19 protein-coding genes are annotated in these 19,400 nt (G+C 72.9%); 10 read left to right on the top strand and 9 right to left on the bottom strand.

The features are described from left to right. Positions 1 to 47 precede the first annotated feature (47 nt). Positions 48 to 1,550, top strand: a complete 1,503-nt coding sequence (locus OG798_RS01260; RefSeq protein WP_121413231.1) for a condensation domain-containing protein — start codon at positions 48 to 50, stop codon at positions 1,548 to 1,550. Positions 1,551 to 1,649: 99 nt separating this feature from the next. Here OG798_RS01260 and OG798_RS01265 read toward each other — a convergent pair whose 3' ends face one another. The 5 genes from OG798_RS01265 to OG798_RS01285 form a co-directional block, all read right to left on the bottom strand. Next, positions 1,650 to 2,531 carry an ABC transporter substrate-binding protein gene (locus tag OG798_RS01265; RefSeq protein WP_328755925.1) on the bottom strand — a complete coding sequence of 294 codons (882 nt, stop codon included), beginning with the start codon at positions 2,529 to 2,531 and terminating at the stop codon, positions 1,650 to 1,652. Between the two features lie 37 nt (positions 2,532 to 2,568). Further along, positions 2,569 to 3,333, bottom strand: a complete 765-nt coding sequence (locus tag OG798_RS01270) for an SDR family NAD(P)-dependent oxidoreductase (RefSeq protein WP_328755926.1) — start codon at positions 3,331 to 3,333, stop codon at positions 2,569 to 2,571. Beyond that, positions 3,330 to 4,016 (bottom strand): TetR/AcrR family transcriptional regulator, encoded by a 687-nt coding sequence (locus OG798_RS01275; RefSeq protein WP_328755927.1) that lies wholly within the window; start codon positions 4,014 to 4,016, stop codon positions 3,330 to 3,332. The genes OG798_RS01270 and OG798_RS01275 overlap by 4 nt, the downstream gene beginning before the upstream one ends. Before the next feature lie 184 nt (positions 4,017 to 4,200). After that, complete coding sequence (locus OG798_RS01280) at positions 4,201 to 4,683, bottom strand: hypothetical protein (protein ID WP_328755928.1); 483 nt, start codon at positions 4,681 to 4,683, stop codon at positions 4,201 to 4,203. 65 nt (positions 4,684 to 4,748) lie between these two features. Beyond that, the gene (locus OG798_RS01285) at positions 4,749 to 5,969 is read right to left on the bottom strand and encodes an RNA-guided endonuclease InsQ/TnpB family protein (RefSeq protein ID WP_328755930.1); all 1,221 of its coding nucleotides are present in this window, start codon (positions 5,967 to 5,969) and stop codon (positions 4,749 to 4,751) included. A 17-nt stretch (positions 5,970 to 5,986) separates the two neighbouring features. Between OG798_RS01285 and OG798_RS01290 the strand changes: the two genes are divergently transcribed. Next, positions 5,987 to 6,193: an Arc family DNA-binding protein gene (locus OG798_RS01290; RefSeq protein WP_328755932.1), complete on the top strand. Its 207-nt coding sequence runs from the start codon at positions 5,987 to 5,989 to the stop codon at positions 6,191 to 6,193. 131 nt (positions 6,194 to 6,324) lie between these two features. Here OG798_RS01290 and OG798_RS01295 read toward each other — a convergent pair whose 3' ends face one another. Continuing rightward, positions 6,325 to 6,462, bottom strand: coding sequence for a hypothetical protein (locus tag OG798_RS01295; protein WP_159055364.1), 138 nt, complete (start codon positions 6,460 to 6,462; stop codon positions 6,325 to 6,327). Between the two features lie 206 nt (positions 6,463 to 6,668). On the opposite strand from OG798_RS01295, the gene OG798_RS01300 reads away from it, so the two are divergent. Continuing rightward, on the top strand, positions 6,669 to 7,130 hold the full coding sequence (locus OG798_RS01300) for a DUF2871 domain-containing protein (protein ID WP_097228313.1): 462 nt from the start codon (positions 6,669 to 6,671) through the stop codon (positions 7,128 to 7,130). Positions 7,131 to 7,311: 181 nt separating this feature from the next. On the opposite strand, the gene OG798_RS01305 is transcribed toward OG798_RS01300, so the two are convergent. Beyond that, a complete protein-coding gene (locus OG798_RS01305; RefSeq protein ID WP_328755938.1) occupies positions 7,312 to 7,917 on the bottom strand; it encodes a TetR/AcrR family transcriptional regulator in 606 nt (201 codons plus the stop codon). 173 nt (positions 7,918 to 8,090) lie between these two features. Between OG798_RS01305 and OG798_RS01310 the strand changes: the two genes are divergently transcribed. Next, a complete protein-coding gene (locus tag OG798_RS01310; RefSeq protein WP_328755940.1) occupies positions 8,091 to 9,710 on the top strand; it encodes a condensation domain-containing protein in 1,620 nt (539 codons plus the stop codon). 533 nt (positions 9,711 to 10,243) lie between these two features. On the opposite strand, the gene OG798_RS01315 is transcribed toward OG798_RS01310, so the two are convergent. Continuing rightward, a complete protein-coding gene (locus OG798_RS01315; RefSeq protein ID WP_267059972.1) occupies positions 10,244 to 11,428 on the bottom strand; it encodes a glycosyltransferase in 1,185 nt (394 codons plus the stop codon). Positions 11,429 to 12,004: 576 nt separating this feature from the next. Between OG798_RS01315 and OG798_RS01320 the strand changes: the two genes are divergently transcribed. Together OG798_RS01320 and OG798_RS01325 are read left to right on the top strand one after the other, a co-directional pair. Beyond that, positions 12,005 to 13,405, top strand: a complete 1,401-nt coding sequence (locus tag OG798_RS01320) for an NDP-hexose 2,3-dehydratase family protein (protein ID WP_267059974.1) — start codon at positions 12,005 to 12,007, stop codon at positions 13,403 to 13,405. Next, positions 13,402 to 14,406: a Gfo/Idh/MocA family protein gene (locus OG798_RS01325; protein WP_267059976.1), complete on the top strand. Its 1,005-nt coding sequence runs from the start codon at positions 13,402 to 13,404 to the stop codon at positions 14,404 to 14,406. Before OG798_RS01320 ends, OG798_RS01325 begins: the two co-directional genes overlap by 4 nt. 108 nt (positions 14,407 to 14,514) lie before the next feature. On the opposite strand, the gene OG798_RS01330 is transcribed toward OG798_RS01325, so the two are convergent. Next, positions 14,515 to 14,937 carry an ester cyclase gene (locus OG798_RS01330; RefSeq protein WP_067383410.1) on the bottom strand — a complete coding sequence of 141 codons (423 nt, stop codon included), beginning with the start codon at positions 14,935 to 14,937 and terminating at the stop codon, positions 14,515 to 14,517. Between the two features lie 153 nt (positions 14,938 to 15,090). Here OG798_RS01330 and OG798_RS01335 point away from each other — a divergent pair, with 153 nt between their 5' ends. From OG798_RS01335 to OG798_RS01355, 4 genes are all read left to right on the top strand, one after another. Then, the gene (locus tag OG798_RS01335; protein WP_267063700.1) at positions 15,091 to 16,284 is read left to right on the top strand and encodes an RNA-guided endonuclease InsQ/TnpB family protein; all 1,194 of its coding nucleotides are present in this window, start codon (positions 15,091 to 15,093) and stop codon (positions 16,282 to 16,284) included. A gap of 202 nt (positions 16,285 to 16,486) precedes the next feature. After that, a complete protein-coding gene (locus tag OG798_RS01340; RefSeq protein ID WP_121413240.1) occupies positions 16,487 to 17,554 on the top strand; it encodes a glucose-1-phosphate thymidylyltransferase in 1,068 nt (355 codons plus the stop codon). 236 nt (positions 17,555 to 17,790) lie between these two features. Continuing rightward, positions 17,791 to 18,783, top strand: coding sequence for a dTDP-glucose 4,6-dehydratase (rfbB, locus tag OG798_RS01350; protein ID WP_328755947.1), 993 nt, complete (start codon positions 17,791 to 17,793; stop codon positions 18,781 to 18,783). Between the two features lie 129 nt (positions 18,784 to 18,912). After that, complete coding sequence (locus OG798_RS01355; RefSeq protein ID WP_121413242.1) at positions 18,913 to 19,386, top strand: carboxymuconolactone decarboxylase family protein; 474 nt, start codon at positions 18,913 to 18,915, stop codon at positions 19,384 to 19,386. The last annotated feature ends 14 nt before the right edge of the window (positions 19,387 to 19,400 follow it).

Genomic DNA, 19,400 nt, shown 5'->3' on the forward strand with positions numbered 1-19,400 from the left:
TTTGCCAAGCCTTCCTTCTGTAGCCGCTGTCGAAGGAGCAAGCCGCGATGTCACTCTCCGGTCAGAAGCCGCCCGGCCGCCTGGTCCCCTCCGCACCGACGGCGCTGCCGCGGGGCGCGGGCGGCAGCGGCGACGGCGGCGCCGAGCGCGCCGTGCCGCCCGCGTCCGGCGCCGAACCGCCCGGCACTCCCCTGCAGGAGATCGTCCGCGACCTGTTCGCCGAGGCGATCGGCGTGCCGCGGCGCACCGTCCACGCCGACTCCGACTTCTTCCGCCTCGGCGGGCACCCCGCGGCCGCGGCCCGGCTGCTGGCCCGGGCCCGCCGGGTGCTGGGCGCCGGCCTGGACGACCGCACCCTGCACGAGGCGCCCACCCCGGCCCGGTTCGCCGCGGCGGCCGGCGAACGGCCGGCCGCCGCCACCGGGCCCGCCGGGGCGCCCGCCGGGGCATTCGACGGGGAGGGCAGCGCGGTCCTGCCGCTGCGGCTGCGCGGGGCACTGAACGCAGGGGCGCTGCAGGAGGCGCTGGGAGATGTGGGGCACCGTCACGGGGCGCTGCGCAACAGCCGGCTGGGCTCGGCCGGCACCCGGCTGCGCGCCCTGGCCGCCGGGGACCACCTGCTGGAGCTCACCCTCCCGGCCGACCTGGTCGACCTGTGGTCGCACACCCCGCTGGCCGCCGAACTCGCCCTGGCCTACCGGGCACGGGCCGCGGGCCGGGCGCCGCGCTGGGAGGGCCCGGTGCCCGAGGCGGCGCCCCGGGCGCGGGCCGGCGACCTGGCGCCCACCGTGCCGCCGGGCAGCCGGCCCGCCCCGGCCGACGCCCGCGTCGGCCGCCTCGCCCTCGACTGGGATGCCGGCCTGCACCAGCGGCTGGCCCGGCTGGCCGCCGCGCAGGGCGCCACCCTGTTCATGGTGGTGCACGCCGCGCTCGCGGCCCTGCTCACCCGGCTCGGCGCGGGCCCCGCCATCACCGTGGCCGCGCCGGTGCCGGCCCGTGACAGTGCCGCCCTGCGCCGGGCCGTGGGCCCCTACGGGCGGGTACTGGCCCTGTCCGTGGACACCTCCGGCGACCCGGCCTTCACCGCGCTGCTGCGCCGGGTACGCGCCGCGGACCTCGCCGCCTACCGCGCCGGCACCGCGGCGCTGGCCCGGCCCGGCGGCATCGCGCTGAGCGTCCTGGCGGACAGCGGCGAGGCGTACGAGGCGGCCGGGCTCACCGTGCGGGCGGCCCCGCCCCTGCTCCCGCTGCGGGCCGCGGCCCTCGGCCTGATCCTGACCGAACGGCACACGCCGGCCGGCGCGCCCGCGGGCATCGCCGTCACCGCCGCCTACCAGTACGACGCCGTCGGCGAGACGGCCGCCGCCCACCTGACCGGGCAGCTGGCCGCCCTGCTCGAGGCCGCCCTCGACGCCCCCGCCGCCGCGCTGAGCCGGCTGAACGGCGGGGCCAGGCCGCCGCTCGCCCCGGCCGGGACCGGGGAACACGCCGCCCGCTCCCCCGCCCGCCGGCCCGCACCCGCGGCGGTGCCGGTGCCGGTGGCCGGGTGAGCCCGGGTGGCTCTCCGGCCCCGGTCCTCCGGGGGGGCGGGCTCGAGAAGCCTTGCCGGGCATCCCCTGCGCCGGGGCAGCGCCGGCGTCACCGGGCTCCTAGTCGGGTGCGGTGGCTGCGGTGCGGTAGAACTCGGCCGCGGTGATGGTGGCGGGGACGCCGAGTTCGGTGGCGACCGCGGTGATCGCGCCGGCCCCGACGGCGAGGTCGGCCTCGCCGCCGGCGGTGAAATACGGCGCGACGAACGTCTCGTAGTGGGCCCGGACCTCGTCCGCGGTGTGCCGGCCGAGGAATGTCTGCATGTGCCGCACCGTGGTGTCGGGTTCGCCGTGGATCACCCGCAGGGCGCGCCGGTGGGCTCGTACGACGGCCCGGACCGCGGGGTCGTCCGGGTGGATGTAGGTGGGGTCGACGGCCACGCCCACGGTGGGGATCTGGAAGTGGTCGCCGACCCAGGCCAGTACCTGCCAGCCGTGCTCGGCGGCTATCGCCTCCGGTGCCATGGTGCTGCCCACCAGAGCGGCGTCGATGCTGCCGTCGTGCAGCCGGCGCAGGTCCATGCCGTAGTCGCCGGGCGGGCGGACGACGGTGTGGATGTCGCGGTCCGGGTCGAGGCCGGCCCGGCGCAGCACGATCCGGGTGAAGCACCCGGGTGCGGTGCGGGGGGCGTGTACCGCCAGCCGCCGGCCGGCCAGGTCGGCCAGCGAGGCCGGGCCGGGGCGGGCTAGGAACCAGAACAGCGGGCGGGTGGTGTTGACGTGGAGTGCGACCCAGGGGATGCCGTCGGTCAGCCGGGACAGCAGTGCCCGGCCGAGCCCGATGGTGGCGCCGTGGCGCAGCCGCTCCTCGTCCCAGGAGCAGCCGTCGCGCAGTGCGACGTGGACGCCCTCGTCGGCGTAGTAGCCCTGCTGGTCGGCGATGTGGGCGACCAGTTCCTCGTGCAGGCCCCGCCCGACGTAGGCGAGATCGACCGTGTACATGAACGTGTCCCTTGGTCGTGTCACAGGACAGGGGGCGTCAGTACATGGACATGCCGCCGTTGACCGCGGCCGTGGTGCCGGTCATGAAGGCGTTGTCCTCGCCGGCGTAGAAGGCGACCGCCTGGGCGACGTCGTCCGGGTGTGCCAGGCGGCCCAGGGGGGTGGCGGCGACCTGCCGCTGCTTGTGCTCGTTGTCGAACACGTCCGTCATGTGGGCCATGCGGGTGTCCTCCACCGGGCCGGGCGCGACGATGTTGACCGTGATGCCCTGCGGGCCCAGTTCCTGGGCGAGGTAGCGGGCGAACTGCTCCAGTGCGGCCTTGGAGGTGCCCAGCGCGATCATGTGCTCCCGGGGCCGGCGGCTGAGGCCGGTGCCGATGTAGATGATGCGTCCCCAGCCCTGTTCGGTCATGGCGGGCAGGACGGCTTTGGTGACCGCGAACGCCGCATGCATCTCGGCGTCGAGCTTGCCGCCCAGTTCTTCCCACGTCATGTCCTGGAACGACTTGACCGCATACGGGATGAGCGCGTTGTGCACGAGCACGTGGACGCCGCCCCATGCCGCCTGGACCTGCCCGACCATGTTCTCGACGGCCGCCTCCTCGCGCACGTCGGCCTGTACGGCCATGGCCTGGCCGCCCGCGGCCTCGATGCCGGCCACGATCTCCCCGGCCGCCGTGCCGCTGCGGAGGTAGTTGACCACCACGCGCATCCCCCGGGCGGCCAGAAGGCGTGCGGTGGCCGCGCCGATTCCGCTGCTGGCCCCTGTCACCAAGGCCACCCTGCCGTTTGTCCCGGTCACGGGCCCACCTCCTGCTCCTCGTCGCGGGCTCTCGGCATGACCGCGCGCAGTTGTTCCTCGCCGATGCCGGAGTGTCCGGGGTGTGCCGGGCGGATCGCCCCGTAGAGCACGGTGTCGACGCCCGCCCGCAGCAGATCGGCCGCGGTCCGGTCGAGTTCGCGCGGCAGCTGCGAGGTGAGCAGCCGCTCCAGCGCGCCGCGGGTGATCTCACTCAGCAGCTCCGGCGGTGCCGACAGCAGTCCCTGCCGGTGCCCGTCCCGCAGCAGTTCGTCCAGCCGCCGGTAGACCACCGCGTCCACGCGCTGCTCCACGTACTGGCGCAGCACCGCATCGCCTCGTCCCGTCGCAAGCTGGACCGCGCCGATCCGCCCGAGCTCGCTGCCCGCCGCGATCAGGAACCGCTGGACCCGCACGCCGAACGGCTGCCCTTGCGCGTCCTGGGCCGCCGCCAGCGTGCGTTCCACCGCCGTGAACTGCCGGTCCAGCACCGCGGCCAGCAGGCTGCGCTTGTCCGGGAAATGGCGGTAGATCGTCTTCTTGCTCATCCCGAGCTCACGGGCGAGATCGTCCATGCTCGCCCGCGCGGAGCCCGGCGCGAGGAACAGCCGGCCGGCCGCCTCCACGATCACGTCGGCACGCTGCCCGCCCGTCCCGGAAACTCGGGAAACTGATTCGGTTTCCATAGTTTCCAGGGTGACTCCCCGCCTTTGCGCGCGCCTCTCGGGCACGCAGGGAGCCGGCTCGCAGGGCGGCGCGCACCCCGGCGGCCGCTCGTCCCGGCCCAGACGGCGGCCGGCCTCACCGGCCGCCGTTCCGGCACGTCCCCAGGCGGAGTGTTCGACGACCGTCTGCGTCTCGTGCCGCCCGTCAGCGCGTGGGGAGCTGGTCGTAGGTCCTGAAGGTGTAGGTCGCGTCGTAAGTCATCAGGTTCCCGCTCGGCGCCGGGAGCCCGAGCCGCCGGTTGAGCGGTCCGGTCATCGGCCCGCAGTTTTCAGCGGCAGGAGCGGCGAAGGTGTCGTCGTACGCCGAGAACCTGATCAGCGGCGGGTTCGTGGAGATCCACTGCGAAGGGCCCGACCGCTTCAGCTGGAAGTCGACCGGTGCACCGGCGCCGATGGTGCAGCCCTGCGGCAGCCGTGGGCTCATCAGCCTGAATCGCAGGCTGAACTGCCCGGTGTAGAAGTCGGATCGGCCGCCGTACTCCGGCTGAATCGTCAGCCTCGGCCGCCGCGCGCGCTCACCTTGCGCCGTACCGGGCACCTCGCCCGAAACGGCGGTCGGCGCGCTGTGCATCGCACCCCACACCTGCCCTCTGGCGCCGTCCGGGAGCGGACCCTCGGCGTGCGTCATGTTGACTGCTCCCCTCCCTGAAGGGAGGGGATTCCTTCCTCCAGGGCTGAGCGGGGATTCCTGGCTCAGGCTGCCTCTGGGAGCAGCGCTCCCGGTGGTCTTACGCCCTCGGCACCAGCCGGGTCCAGACCTGCCCGGACGAGCATCACGCGGGCGGAGTTCTTGTCTCTGGGGGAGACGGCTCCGCATGCGGTGCAGGTGTAGGTGCGCTCGGACAACGGCAGTGCGTGCTTGGTTCTCGCTCCGCACGATGCGCAGTCCATGGTGGTGTGCGCGGGATGCACGAGACGGATGTCCCGTCCGTGCTTGCGGCCCATCTCGATCAGGGCCTTCTTCGTGGCGCCGATCGCGGCGTCCGCCGCCTTGCGCGCCATCGAGGACCTGGCGAGGAACTTCGACCTGAAGTCCTCGACGGCGATGGCGTCGTGGTCGGTCACGACCTTCTTCGCCCACTTGCGGCCGGTGTCCTGCCGCTGCCGGGCGATCTTCGCGTAGGTCTTCGCCCGCCACTTCTTCGCCTCGCGGTAGCCCTTCGAGGCGGCCTGCCCCTTCTTCGGCCGGCGGCGGGCCATCATCCGGTCGTAACGCGTCAGCCGGGCCTGCGCCTTGCGGCCGTGCTGGGCGTGCGGCAGGTCGTGGGCGTTGGAGGTGGTGGTCGCGGTCTCCTTCACGCCCCAGTCCACGCCGAGCACCCGGCCGGTCTCCGGCAGCGGCTGCACTTCGGCTCGGACGACGAACGATGCGTACCAGTGCCCGACGCTGTCTTGGTACACGCGCACCGAGGAGGGTTCGCCCGGCAGGCTGCGCGACCACACCACCCTCAGCACGATCCCACCCGCCACATGCAGGCGGTCGTCCTTCAGCCGGAACCCGCGCCGGGTGTAGTTCAGCGTCGGCAACGCCTCGCGCTTCTTCTTCCACCCCGGCATACCGGCCCGCTGCCGCTGAGGCAGGCGTTCCCGGATGTCCTTGTGCGCCTTCGCGCGGGACCTGCCGAAGTCCCGGATCAGCTGCTGCTGAGGAACCGAGCTGCCCTCACGCAGCCACGACGTACGCTCCCGCGCCCCGGTCAGCATCTTGTCGAGCTGCGCCGGGCCACAGGTCCGCTTCTCTCCCGTGGTCCTGTTGTGCAGGTGGACCGCCTTGGACTTGGCGACGCACTCGTTCCAGATCCACCGGCACCGTGCCCACTCCGCCTCCAGCGCGGTACGGGCACTCGACGACACGCGAAGCCGGTAGGTGTACCGGGCGCGCCCGGCCCCGTCGGCTTCCCTTGGCGTCGTCATAATGCCACCGTAGCGTCATGATTCGTTTCTCACTCCGGATCCCGGCAGACCTGCACGAACAGGTGACCGCCCGCGCCGCTGCGGACCGGCGGTCCCTCAACTCCGAGATCCTGCACCTCCTGGAGGCCGCCCTCACCGCTCCCCGGCCGGACGCCGGATCGCCCAGCGGCGATCCGGCTTCCCCTGCCCCGCTCCGCGGGAAACCGGATTCCTCCCCGGCCTGAAGACCAGGGCATCCTCCGGAAATCCCGGTGACCTTCCCTCAGCACGACGGCAGGGAGGGAAGGACGACGATCAGGCCCCGGGCCGCCGGCGGCAGCGGGACGCCGGCCCGCCGCAGGCGCTTGCGGAGGTGTCATACGGCCTCTTCCGGGTCCTTGGGGGACGGCGGGGTGACGGGTCCGGGTGTGACCTGTGCGCTCGCCGCGCCCGCGGCGGCCAGGAAGAGTCCGGTGACCGCGGCGACGGCCGCGACCGTACGGGAGTGCCTCATGGGGTGCCTTTCGTCTGCGTGGGCCTTGCGTGGACGAACCTCGACGCCCCAGCCTGGCCCGGGGCGTCGCAGGGGTCCTCGAGACCTGCTCGAGAGGGGCTCGAACGATCTCCCGAATCGGGCGAAGCGTTCGTTCCGGAGTGCTTCAATGGCCCCCGGCAGAGCCTGAATTGACCAGCACTGACCGGCAGGGAGCGAGCACGGGGATGCGGAAGTCGTACTACGCGGCACACGTCTACATGATCCTGGGAGTGGTCTCCGGGCTGTATTACCGGGAGTTCACCAAAGCCAACGATTTCACCGGCGACACCCAGCTGGCGCTCATGCACACCCATCTGCTCGCGCTGGGCATGATGGGTTTCCTCATCGTCCTCGCCCTGGACAAGCAGTTCGCCCTGTCCGGGACGAAACTGTTCACGTACTTCTTCTGGTTCTACAACGCGGGCATCGCGATCACCGTCGCCATGATGTTCGTCCACGGCACCGAGACCGTGCTCGGCGACCATGTCCCCGAGGCGGTACCGCTGACCGCGGGCCTCGGGCACATCCTGCTCACGGTGGGACTCATCCTGCTGTTCGTACTGCTCGGCAAGCGGCTGAACGAGTCCGCCGGGGCGGGCCCTGCCGAGCCGGAGCAGGAGAAGGAGACGGCCAAGAGCCCCGTCTGAGAGCCCGGCCTGAGAGCCTCGTCCGAGGGTTCCGTCCGAGGGCCCATCCGACAGCCAGGCCCGAGAGTTCCGAGAGCCCATATGACAGCCCGGTCCGGGTCCGGGAGTCCGGTCCGAAACCGGCTGCGGCCCCAGCCCGTCCGGCCCGTCCCGACGGGCCGGACGGGCTGGGCCCTCCGGGTCAGACGGGCTGGGCCGCCGTGCCCAGCAGCGCGTCGGTCAGGGCGGCCAGCCGCTGCCGCGCCGGATCCGGGCGCAGGCGGCCCGCCCGGGTGAGGGCGGCCTGGCCGTGCCAGGCGCTCCACAGGACCTCCGCGAGCAGCCCGCTGTCGCGGCCGGCCGCGACGGGCTCGACGGCCTGCTGGATCTCGGCGAGGACCTCCGCGAGCGGCGCCGGCGTGCCGGCCGCCCCGGTGGTGTCCTCGCCGGTGTCCTCGCCCGGGTCGAGGGTGAGCATGGCCTCGTAGAGGACCGGTCCGCGCTCGGCGAAGTCGGCGTAGGCGCGGGCGACCGCGCCCAGTGCCTCCTGCGGGTCACCGGCTTCCTCGCGGGCGGTGCGCAGTGCGGCGGCGAGTTCGGCGAAGCCTTCCAGGGCGACCGCGTGGACGATGGCGTCCTTGTTCTTGAAGTGCTGGTAGAGCACCGGCTGGCTGTATTCGATGCGGTCCGCCAGGCGCCGCGTGGTGACGTAGTCCCAGCCTTCGGACTCGGCCATCTCGCGGGCTGTGGTGAGGATCAGCCGGTGGCGCTGGGCCTGCTCGCGAAGGCGTCGCTCTCGGGGCGTCATGGACTGAACTTTAGCACTTTCGGCGAAAATCCAGCTGTCAGTGATAGAGTCCCTGCCTTTGAAATCGGTTGCTGTCGTACGGGAACGGCGGCTCGGTGCGGGGCGGGTTCGAGCGGTCTTCGAGGCACGGGCGCCAGCATCGGGGCACGACTGCCCACAGAGAGGGCCACCCCATGCTGAGCCCGACTCCCCTGGAGGAGCTGCTCGACCTGGCCGCGGACGTCATCGGCCGCGACCGGCGCACCCTGCCGGCCGGGGCCGCGGGTTCTCCCTTCATCACGCTGGGCGGCGGCCTCGCGCAGGCCGTGCGGCTGCAGGCGCGTGCCGGCCGGCAGCTGGGCCTGGCCGTGGACCTGGCGCAGCTGCTGGGTCCCGCCCCGCTGGCGGACGTACTGGCGCGGGCCGTGCCCGTCCCGGCCGCGGTGCCCGGACCGCCCTCAGGCGCGGGCGCGGTGCGGGCGTTGCTGCCCGGGCAGCGGGCGGCGCTGGCCGCCGAGCGGGCGGCGGGGGCCGGTGCGGTGTGCCGGGTACTCAGTGCCGAGCTGGCCGGGCCGCTCGACGCGGGCGCGCTGCGCCGTGTGCTCGCCGCTCTCGGTGCGCGGCACGAGGGCCTGCGGACCGTGTTCGCGGATGCGCCGCACGGCCCGGTGCGGCGGGTTCTCGCCGCCTGCACCCCGCCGCTGGTCACTCTGGAGGCGGCGGGAGCGGGCGGGGGCGGGGACCCGGTGGCGGCGGTGCACGAGTATCTGGCCGCGCGGGCACGGCAGTTGGTCGGCCGGCCGGGCCGGCCGCCGCTCGTCTTCGCCCTGAGCCGTCTGGCCGGGGGTGCGCATCTGCTGTCGTTCGTGTACCACGACGCGGTGGCCGACAGCTGGTCGGCGGCGCTGCTGTGGCAGGAACTGCTCGCCGACTACGACCGTGCCGTGCACCGGCGCCCGCTGGTGCGGGGGTTGCGTCCCGGGCCGGATACGGCGGGGCGCGCCACGGTGGCCGCCCGGCCGGGCGGGCTGCGGGCGGCGGCCGAGCGGGCCGAGCGGCTGCGCGGCTTTCCCGCCGCCGTGGACCTGGCGGAGGGTGCGCCGCGGCCCGCCGTGTTCGATGTCCGCGGCGAGCGGCTGCACGTCGGCCTCGACGTGCGGCTGCGGGACGCGGCCGATGCGACGGCCCGGCGGGCCGGGGTGCCGCACGGCACGGTGCTGCTGGCGGCGTGGGCGCTGGCCGTGGGCCGGCGTGCGGGCCTGGAGCGGCTGCTGGTGGGCTGCGAGGTGCCGCGCCGTGCCACGGCGGCGCTGCTGGGCACCCTCGCGCCGTGCTCGGCGACGGTGCCGGTGGGCTGTGAACTGGAGGGCGGCGTCGACTACTTCCTGCGCGGGGTCGCCTGCGCGTTCAGCGAGGCCCTCGGCTGCGCGGACCTCGACAGCGCCGAGCTGGCGCGCGAGCTCGGGGTGCGCCCGGACCGTTCCCGGCCCGTCCTGACACCGGTGACGTTCGCGGCCCGCGACGAGCTGCTGCCCGCCCGCGCGTGGGCGGGCGACTTGAGCGCGCGTTTCCACCACGGGCACGCGGGCGCCGTCACCGCAGACGCCGCCCTGACCGTGCTGCGCTGGCGCGAAGACCCGCTGCTGCGCCTGGAGTTCGCCCCCGCGGTGCTCTCCCGCACGCGGGCCGTGCGGCTGGCCGGCGAGCTGCGCACCACGCTGGCCGCGCTGACGGCGGCGTCCCCGCACACCCCGGTCGAGGACCTGCTGCCCGCCCCGGCCGGCGCGCGCGGCCTTGCCCTGCCGCTGCCCTAGCCCCCCGTACCCGCCGCCGTCGTGCCGTACGGCGGCGGGGGCGTCCGGTGCGCGCGTGCCGGGGGAATGCACGCGCGCACCGGAGCCGGTGCCCGGGCGGCCGGCGGGCCGGCGCCCGGGGGGCGGGGTGCGTATCCCTCCGGGGGTTGGGCGGGATACGCATCCGAGGCGGACTCGGCCGGGCGGACCAGGGTCCCGGGGCGGGGATGGCTCCCGGGAGCGGGAGCCGTCCCTCCCGGTGTGCGGGAGTCGGTCCTGCGGCGGAGCGGGAGTCACTCCTTTTACGGACGGGACACCCCCGGGGGGTGTCGGTGGGCGCCCCGGAGGCGGGGCCAGGAGCCCCGGGCACCTTGCCCCTCCCACTCCCGGGAGCCCGGTCTGCAGGCCCCGGCCGGGGGCGAGTCCCGCCCTGGGGACGGGAACCAGGCACCCAACCGGGCCGGGGATCCGGCACCCGGGACCGGGGCCGGACGCCCGCAGGCCGGAGCCAGGCACACCGGGCCGGGGATCGGCGCCCGGGGCCGTGGCCGGTGTCAGGGTGTGAACTGTGGGAGGCGGGTGGCGGTTTCGGTGGGAGCGGGCATGGAGGCGATCTCGGTGGCGACCTTGCGGGCCGCGTCGCGGTAGGTCTCGTCGCCCAGGATGCGGCGGGCCTGTGCGGTGACCGCGCCGGCCGTCAGGTCGGCGGCGTGGACCAGCTCGCCCGCGCCCGCGTCGCGTACGGCGGCGGCGTTGGCGGGTCCGTCGGCGCCCTGCGGGAGGATCAGCTGGGGCAGTCCGGCCGCGAGTGCAGCCAGGGTGGTGCCGGCGCCGCCGTGCTGGACGACCAGTGCCGCCCGCTTCAGTGCCTCGGGCTGGGCCACCCACGCGGCCGCCACCACCCGCTCGGGCAGTTCGCCCAGGTCGGCGACGTCCACCACCGGGCCGGTGGCCACCAGGACCGGCATCTCGAGCGGCAGCAGCCCCTCGATGACCGTGCGCAGGACGTCCACCGAGCCCAGTGCGGTGCCCAGGGTCAGGTAGACGAAGGGGCCGTCCGCGTCCCGGATGGCCGCGGGCAGTTCGCCCGGCTCGCCGTAGGCGACGGGGCGCTGCTCGATACGGGGCAGCGGGGCGGCCAGGAAGCCGCGGTCCTGCAGGGAGGGCGGGCAGATGTCGATGTAGGTGCGGGCCAGGGCCAGCAGCTGGCCGCCGGGCACGTGCACGCCCAGGTCGGCGGCGGTGGCCAGCAGTTCCTCCTGGATGCGGGCCTCCTCGGGGCCCATCGCCATCACGCCCACGCCGTGCGCGACGGCGGGCACGCCCGCCAGGTGCGCGGCGAAGGCGGCGCCGGGGTTGAGCGCCTCGTAGACGACGAGGTCGAAGCTCCCGCCGGCCAGGACGGGGGCGAGGTCGGCGGCCACCCAGCGGGGCAGCACCGAGCCGAACACCTTCACATGCAGGTCGGCCAGTACCTCGGGCGGCACGTCCTGGGCGCCCAGGTCGCCGTCGCCCTCGCCGTGTTCGAGGCCGGCACTGGTGCGTACTGCTTCCATGAACGCCTCGGGAACCGAGCGGCCCGCCGCCACCGGCTCAAGGCCGGCCGCCCGCAGGGCCGGGTGCAGCTGCTCGCCGGTGGCGAAAGCGACCTCGTGGCCCGCGGCGCGCGCGGCCTTCGCCAAGGGAAGCAGGGGATACACGTGCCCGAAGTTGCCCGCGCTGGCAAAGAGGATTCTCATACCGCTCCACGGTAGGGACGCCCCCACCCTTTGTCTAGCAGTGACAGGAGACATAGCACCGGCAGGCACGGGGGTTCGAGCGGGCGTACGGGGCGTTTCGAGGCGCTCTCCAGTCACGGCCGATCGCCCTGGCGGATCGTCGTGGCGGCGGGCCGAACCCGCCGTGCGGCCCGCGGTGCGTGCCGTCGCGGCGGACGGCGCCTGGCCCCGGGCGCGCAGCACACGGCGAAGGAGTCACGACTGTTGACATCTCCCCCAGCTGAAGCAGGGGGATTCTTCCCTCGCGGGTTGAGCTTTCTGCTTCTCAGACAGCAGCTGCCCCCCAATCAACGGCGGGGGACGCTGGTACGCCCAGCAGTCTTACGCCAGCTCCACAGACCTGACATCCCGCCAGCCCGGCGGTAGGCCCGGCCGGCTTGGCTGTCACCGGCCGGGCGCGGCAACGCCACTGCATCCGCGGGCAGTTGCCGGTGAACGACGATCCGCCCTGACGGCGAATCGTCTTCCCCTGCCCTGCTCCGCAGGAGTCCGTTTCCTCCCCAGCCCGAAGGCTGGGGTATCCACGGAGGAATCCAGATGACCATCACCCAGGCGGTGCCCCCGGGCGCCCTCACCCCTCCGGGGCGGCGCTTCACGCTGTCGGCCCAGACCCTGGACAGCCCGGTGACGCCCAATCCGGTCTTCCGCGAATGGTTCGCCGAACAGCGCCGCACCAACCGCTACGAGGTGCGGCGCATCCCCTTCCGCGACCTGGTCGGCTGGCGCTTCTCGGACTCCACCGGCAACCTCGTGCACGACAGCGGCCGGTTCTTCTCCGTGGAGGGCCTGCAGGTGCGCGCCGAGTGGGAGGGGCACGCCGCGTCCTGGTCGCAGCCGATCATCAACCAGCCCGAGATCGGCATCCTGGGCATCGTCGTCAAGGAGTTCGACGGCGTCCTGCACTGCCTGATGCAGGCCAAGATGGAACCCGGCAACCTCGAGACCGTCCAGCTGTCCCCCACCGTGCAGGCCACCCGCAGCAACTACACCGGCGTGCACCAGGGCGCCCGGGTGAACTACATCGAGTACTTCGCCCCGCCGCGGACCGGCTCCCGGGTGCTGTTCGACTCCCTGCAGTCCGAACAGGGCTCCTGGTTCCTGCGCAAACGCAACCGGAACATGGTGGTCGAGGCCCTCGGCCCCGTCCCCGCGCACGAGGACTTCGTCTGGCTGACCCTCGGCCAGATCCACCAGCTGCTGCGCGAGTCGAACGTGGTCAACATGGACGCCCGCACCGTGCTGTCGCTGATCCCCTCGTACGCCGACGAAGGACCCCCGCTGCACAGCATGGAGCACCTCCTCAACCGGCTCACCGAGATCAAGGCCCACCGCGAGCTCGTGCAGACCAGCATGCCGCTGGCCGCCGTGCAGAACTGGCGGCGCACCGAGGACGCCATCGCCCACGACAGCGGCCACCACTTCACCGTCATCGCCGCGTCCGTGGCCGCCGCCAACCGCGAGGTCACCCGCTGGACCCAGCCCCTGCTCGCGCCAGCCGAACAGGGCCTGTCGGCGTTCCTGGTGCGCCGCATCGGCGGCGTGCCGCACCTGCTCGCCCACGCCCGCTCCGAGGCCGGCGTCCTGGACGTGGCCGAACTCGGCCCCACCGTGCAGTGCCAGCCCGGCCGCGCCCTGACCCTGCCGCTCCCCCGCCGGCCCCGCTACCTCGACCTCGTCCTGCGCGCCGACCCCGGCACGCTGCTGTACGACACCGTGCAGTCCGAGGAGGGCGGCCGCTTCCACCACGCCGGCAACCGCTACGTCCTGATGGAAGTGGGCGGCGAGTTCCCCGTCGACGTACCCGGAGACTTCCTGTGGGTGACCGCCGGCCAGCTGTCCGACCTGCTGCGGCACAGCAACTACCTCAACATCGAGGCCCGGACCCTGCTGAGCGCACTGCGCGCAGCCTGGGCCCGCGGCGGGGCGTACGCCAGGTGAACGGGCCCGAGCGCACAGGAGGAGCGGGCGGGCCGGTACTGCGGATCGGGGTGCTGGGCTGCGCGGACATCGCCGAGCGGCGCATGCTGCCCTCGATGGCCCGCCAGCCGCTCGTCAAGGTGACCGCGATCGCCAGCCGCAGCCTCGCAAAAGCGCGGGCGTTCACCGGCCGGTTCGGCGGCACCCCGGTGGCCGGCTACGCCGGGCTGCTGGAGCGCGACGACGTGGACGCCGTCTACCTGCCGCTGCCGCCCGAACTGCACGTGGAGTGGACCCTGCGGGCGCTTCAGGCCGGCAAGCACGTGCTGTGCGAGAAGCCGTTCGCCGCCCGCCTCACGGACGCGGACAAGGCGGTGTCCCTCGCCCGCGAGCGCAGCCTGCTGCTGATGGAGAGCTTCATGTTCCTCCACCACTCCCAGCACGCCCGCATCCAGCAGCTGCTCGACGACGGGCTGATCGGCGAACTGCGCCTGTTCGGCTCCGAGTTCGGCATCCCGCTGCGCCGCGACGCCGACGGCACCCCGCGGCGGGCCAGCACCCTGCCCGAGGTCGCCGCCTACCCGCTGCGCGCCGCCCAGCTCTTCCTCGGCCCGCACCTGCGGGTAGCCGGCGCCCACGTGAGCCCCGCCACCGCACACGGGCCGGCGCCCGCCGGCGGCGCCCTGCTGACCGCCGCCGGCGGGGCCACCGCCCAGCTCGCCTACGGCGTCGAACACGCCTACCGCAGCGGCTACGACCTGTGGGGCAGCCAGGGACGGCTGCGCCTGGAACGCGCCTTCAGCACCCCCGACGAGCACGTCCCCGTCCTGCACGTCGAGCGCGGCGGCGCCGTCCGCGAGATCCGCCTCGCCCCGGACGCCCACTTCACCAACATCGCCGGCGTCTTCGCCCGGGCCGTCCTGGACCGCGAGGACTTCACCCCGCACACCGAGGCCCTCCTCGCCCACGCCCGGCTCACCGACGCCGTCGAACAGGCCGCGGCCCGCCCCGGCCCCGTATAGACAACACACGCACGCCCCGGCCCGTACCAGCTCACGGACGGGCACACGCACGGGCGGCCCGGCGCGCACACGGTGCGCGCCGGGCCGCCCGCCCGCGCCCGAGGACGGCTACCGGCCGTCCTGGCCGGCGTGGATGTCGACGCCGAGCTGGCGGAACAGCCCCGCCATGTCCAGCTGGTCCCAGTGCTCGGCCAGCAGCCCGTCCTCGACCCGCCAGAAGTCGATCGACTGGAAGTTCAGCGGCCGCCCGGTGGCCTCGACGCCGAAGAACGTGCCCTGGTGGGTGCCCGAGTACTCGAAACGCCCGGCGATGCGGTCCCCCTCCACGACCAGGTCGTGGGTGACGACCTTGACATCGGGGAACGCGGCGAAGATCTGCTCCCAGAACGCCGTGTTCGCCTCGATGCCGTCCTCCACGACCGGGTTGTGGTCGATGTGCCCGGGTGCGGTGTGCTCGCTCATGGTGCTCACGTCATGAGCGTTGATCATGTCGACGAAGCGCTGGACGAGTTCACGGTGGTTGTCTGCCATCCTGTCTCCTTCGTGGGTACCCCCGGCTTCAGCCGGGGGGTGAAACGAAGCTCCCGCGGAGCGGGGCAAGGGGCGGCGATTCGCCGCTAGGCGGACCGCCGTTGTCAGTGGCGTGCACTACGTTGATCACACGAGTTGGAGGGGGTGACTCCATTGATCCGCGCGTACAAGTTCCTTCTGTATCCGACCATGCGTCAGACCCAGGCGTTGGGCGAGATGCTGCGGGATCACTGCTCCCTCTACAACGGGGCGCTTGAAGAGAGGCGGTCCGCGTACCGGCACGCGTCGAGGACGACCGTGCGCTACGGCCAGCAGTCCGGACAGCTCAAGGACATTCGGGCGTTCGATCCGGAGCGTCAGGGCCGGTGGTCTTTCTCCTCGCAGCAGACGACGTTGCGCCGCCTGGACAAGGCGTTCACCGCGTTCTTCCGCCGCATCAAGTCCGGTGAGGCTCCCGGCTACCCCAGGTTCCGGGGTGTGCGCCGGTTCGACACGGTGGACTTCCCCAAGGACGGGGACGGCTGCCGGTGGGACTCCACGCCGCACGATCCGCAGACCCGTGTCCGCTTCCAGGGCGTCGGGCACGTCAAGGTCAAGCAGCACCGGCCGGTGGCCGGGAAGGTCAAGACCGTTTCCGTCAAGCGTGAAGGGCGCCGCTGGTACGTGATCCTCACGGCCGACCAGGCACCGCCCGAACCGCTCCCCGCGACCGGAGCCGTGGTCGGTATCGATCTGGGGATCGCCTCGTTTCTGACCACCTCCGACGGCCGGCACGTCGACAACCCGCGCCACAGCCGCAACGCCGCGAAAAAGCTGGAGGCAGCGCAACAGGCCCTCGCCCGCAGCAAGCGCGGGTCGAAGCGACGACGCAAGGCCGTGGAACGCGTCGCCACCCTGCACCGCAAGGTGCGCCGCCAACGCCTCGACCACGCACACAAGACCGCGCTCGGTCTCGTCCGCGACAACGATCTGATCGCGCACGAAGACCTCAAGATCCGCAACATGAGCAAGGCCCCCGAGCCGCGCCCGAACGGGGACGGAACCTACGCCCCGAACGGAGCCGCGGCGAAGGCCGGACTCAACCGAAGCATCGCCGACGCCGGGTGGGGGGTGTTCCTCGCGATCCTGGCCGCCAAGGCGGAAGGTGCCGGACGGGAAGTGATCGCCGTGGATCCCCGCAACACCTCCCGCACCTGCCCCGACTGCGGGCACGTCGCCAAGGAGAACCGGCCTACCCAGGAAAAGTTCCACTGCCAGGCCTGCGGCCACACCGCACACGCCGACGTCGTAGGGGCTTCCAACGTACTGCGGGCCGGGCTGGCCCGTCGTCAAGCCCAACCAGCTTGACGAGAAGCCCCCTCGATCACGAGGGGGAGTAGTCACGCCTCAAGCCTTCCTGGGCTCGCGTCACCGAAGCGGGCAGGCGCAGCCGCCCGCCCCGCCGTGTCACCCGAGGATCCCCACCGCCTCTCGAGCCGCCCTGGAGGGGGCCTGTGGGCGCGGCTCATCCCCCATCCCGGCTCAAGTGCCCGCTCCTAGCCTGACCTTCATGAAGGCTCTCGTACTCTCCGGCGGGGCCGGAACCCGCCTGCGCCCCCTTACCCACACATCCGCCAAGCAGCTGGTGCCCGTGGCCAACAAGCCGGTGCTCTTCTACGGCCTGGAAGCGATCGCGGACGCGGGCATCACCGAGGTCGGGATCGTCGTCGGGGACACCGCCGACGAGATCATGCAAGCCGTCGGCGACGGCTCCAAGTTCGGCCTCACCGTCACCTACATCCCCCAGGACGCGCCGCTGGGCCTGGCCCACGCCGTCCTCATCGCCCGGGACTTCCTCGCCGACGACGACTTCGTCATGTACCTGGGCGACAACTTCATCGTGGGCGGCATCTCCTCCCTCGTCGACGCCTTCCGCGCGCAGCGGCCCGCCGCCCAGATCCTGCTCACCCAGGTCCCCGACCCGCGCCAGTTCGGGGTCGCCGAATTCGGCGCGGACGGACGGGTCATAGGACTGGAGGAGAAGCCCGAGGCCCCCAAGAGCGACCTCGCGCTGGTCGGCGTCTACCTGTTCACCCCGGCCGTGCACGAGGCCGTCCGCGCCATCACGCCCTCCTGGCGCGGCGAACTGGAGATCACCCACGCCCTGCAGTGGCTCATCGACCAGCGGTGCGACGTGCGCTCCACGACGATCTCCGGCTACTGGAAGGACACCGGGAACGTCGGCGACATGCTGGAGGTCAACCGCTCCGTCCTGGAGCAGACCGAGCCGCGCATCGAGGGCGACGTCGACGACACCAGTGAGATCATCGGGCGGGTGCAGATCGACGAGGGCGCCCGGGTGAGCGGCTCGCGCATCGTGGGGCCGGCCGTCATCGGCACCGGCAGCGTGATCGCCGGCTCCTACGTCGGCCCGTTCACCTCCATCTCCCACGACTGCCGCATCACCGACAGCGAGATCGAGTTCTCCATCGTCCTGGACGGCTCCTCGGTGCGCGGCGCCCGCCGCGTGGAGGCCTCGATCATCGGACGCAATGTGGAGGTGACCCCCGCACCCCGGGTCCCCGCCGCCCACCGGCTCATCCTCGGCGACCACAGCAAGGTGCAGATCTCATCTTGACCTCTCCCCCTCGTGAACGAGGGGGATCCCAACGGCTCACGCCGTGAGGGTTCGTGCTTCGCCGCCGACTGCCCGCCCGGAGTTCTCCGTTGAGGTCCTGCACCAGCTCCGCACCCGGACACTGCCGGCCCGGCAGCCAGAAGGTTCTTTGCCGCGTTCACGTCGCTCCTCGCCCGGCTCCGCAGGAGTCCGTTTCCTCTCCGCCCTGAAGAGCGGAGTATCCACGGAGGGATCAGATGACCACCACACGCATCCTCGTCACCGGCGGAGCGGGGTTCATCGGCTCGCACTACGTACGCACCCTGCTCGGCCCGGCAGGCCCCGGCGGCGTCGAAATCACCGTCCTGGACAAACTCACCTACGCCGGCAACCCCGCCAACCTCGACCCGGTCCGCTCCCACCCCGGCTTCCGCTTCGTCCACGGCGACATCTGCGACACCCGCCTCGTGGCCGGTCTCGTCGCCGGCCACGAGCAGATCGTGCACTTCGCCGCGGAGTCCCACGTCGACCGTTCCATCCTCGGCGCCGCCGAGTTCATCACCACCAACGTGCTGGGCACCCAGACCCTGCTGGACGCCGCGCTGCGCCGGCCCGGCGGCCCGGCCCGCTTCCTGCACGTCTCCACCGACGAGGTCTACGGCTCTCTGGCCGAGGGCTCCTGGCCCGAGAGCGACCCGCTGCGCCCCAACTCCCCCTATGCCGCCTCCAAGGCCTCCTCCGACCTCGTCGCCCTCTCCTACCACCGCACCCACGGCCTAGACGTCCGGGTGACCCGCTGCTCCAACAACTACGGCCACCACCACTTCCCCGAGAAGGTCATCCCCCTGTTCGTCACCAACCTCCTCGACGGACACCGCGTCCCGCTGTACGGGCAGGGGCTCAACGTCCGGGACTGGCTGCACATCGACGACCACGTGCAGGGCCTGGAACTGGTGCGCACCGGCGGCCGGCCGGGCGAGGTGTACAACATCGGCGGCGGCACCGAGCTGAGCAACAAGGAACTGACCACCCTGCTGCTCGACCTCGCCGGGGCGACCTGGGACAGCGTCGAGCACGTGCCCGACCGGCTCGGCCACGACCTGCGCTACTCGGTGGACTGCACGAAGATCTCCCGCGAGCTCGGCTACCGCCCCCGCAAGGACTTCGCCCAGGGCCTGGCCGAGACCTTCGCCTGGTACCGCGACCACCGCGCCTGGTGGGAGCCCCTGAAGCACAAGGCCGCGCTGTGAGCCGGTGAGCGCGCTCCCGGGGGCGCGACCGGGCGTGGAGATGACGCGCTTTTTTTCCGGTGCTGTCACATCCTGCCGGGCTGATCCGTCAGGAAGGTGTAACCATCGGCAACGGCACAGGAGCTCACCATGGACGCCCGCTTGAACCTCTTCGGCAACCCGGTCGCAGGCAAGGTCCTCAGGCACATCAACTCGGCAGGCAAGGCGGTCTCGGACTCGGCGCTGCCGGCCGCGACGGAGGAACTGGTGAAGATCCGCGCCAGCCAGATCAACGGCTGCGGTTTCTGCACCGACATGCACACCAAGGACGCCGCGCACGCCGGGGAGACCGCGGTACGCCTCCACCTGGTCGCGGCCTGGCGGGAGGCCACGGTCTTCACCGACGCCGAGCGCGCCGCCCTGGAGCTGACCGAGCAGGGCACCCGCATCGCCGACGCGGCCGGCGGGGTCACGGACGAGGCCTGGGCGAACGCCGCCAAGCACTACGACGAGGACCAGCTCGCCGCGCTGGTCTCCCTCATCGCCCTCATCAACGCCTACAACCGCGTGAACGTCCTCGTCCGGCAGCCCGCCGGCGACTACCAGCCCGGCCAGTTCGGCTGACCGGGCGCCCGTTG

Origin of the sequence: Streptomyces sp. NBC_00271, from assembly GCF_036178845.1 — a bacterium.
GTDB lineage: Bacteria > Actinomycetota > Actinomycetes > Streptomycetales > Streptomycetaceae > Streptomyces.

Excerpts from the sequence above, each read along its gene's own strand:
- OG798_RS01260 (WP_121413231.1), top strand. The coding sequence starts at position 48 with ATGTCACTCTCCGGTCAGAAGCCGCCCGGCCGCCTGGTCCCCTCCGCA.
- OG798_RS01265 (WP_328755925.1), bottom strand. The coding sequence starts at position 2,531 with ATGTACACGGTCGATCTCGCCTACGTCGGGCGGGGCCTGCACGAGGAA.
- OG798_RS01275 (WP_328755927.1), bottom strand. The coding sequence starts at position 4,016 with ATGGAAACCGAATCAGTTTCCCGAGTTTCCGGGACGGGCGGGCAGCGT.
- OG798_RS01280 (WP_328755928.1), bottom strand. The coding sequence starts at position 4,683 with ATGACGCACGCCGAGGGTCCGCTCCCGGACGGCGCCAGAGGGCAGGTG.
- OG798_RS01285 (WP_328755930.1), bottom strand. The coding sequence starts at position 5,969 with ATGACGACGCCAAGGGAAGCCGACGGGGCCGGGCGCGCCCGGTACACC.
- OG798_RS01290 (WP_328755932.1), top strand. The coding sequence starts at position 5,987 with ATGATTCGTTTCTCACTCCGGATCCCGGCAGACCTGCACGAACAGGTG.
- OG798_RS01295 (WP_159055364.1), bottom strand. The coding sequence starts at position 6,462 with ATGAGGCACTCCCGTACGGTCGCGGCCGTCGCCGCGGTCACCGGACTC.
- OG798_RS01300 (WP_097228313.1), top strand. The coding sequence starts at position 6,669 with ATGCGGAAGTCGTACTACGCGGCACACGTCTACATGATCCTGGGAGTG.
- OG798_RS01305 (WP_328755938.1), bottom strand. The coding sequence starts at position 7,917 with ATGACGCCCCGAGAGCGACGCCTTCGCGAGCAGGCCCAGCGCCACCGG.
- OG798_RS01310 (WP_328755940.1), top strand. The coding sequence starts at position 8,091 with ATGCTGAGCCCGACTCCCCTGGAGGAGCTGCTCGACCTGGCCGCGGAC.
- OG798_RS01315 (WP_267059972.1), bottom strand. The coding sequence starts at position 11,428 with ATGAGAATCCTCTTTGCCAGCGCGGGCAACTTCGGGCACGTGTATCCC.
- OG798_RS01320 (WP_267059974.1), top strand. The coding sequence starts at position 12,005 with ATGACCATCACCCAGGCGGTGCCCCCGGGCGCCCTCACCCCTCCGGGG.
- OG798_RS01330 (WP_067383410.1), bottom strand. The coding sequence starts at position 14,937 with ATGGCAGACAACCACCGTGAACTCGTCCAGCGCTTCGTCGACATGATC.
- OG798_RS01340 (WP_121413240.1), top strand. The coding sequence starts at position 16,487 with ATGAAGGCTCTCGTACTCTCCGGCGGGGCCGGAACCCGCCTGCGCCCC.
- rfbB (WP_328755947.1), top strand. The coding sequence starts at position 17,791 with ATGACCACCACACGCATCCTCGTCACCGGCGGAGCGGGGTTCATCGGC.
- OG798_RS01355 (WP_121413242.1), top strand. The coding sequence starts at position 18,913 with ATGGACGCCCGCTTGAACCTCTTCGGCAACCCGGTCGCAGGCAAGGTC.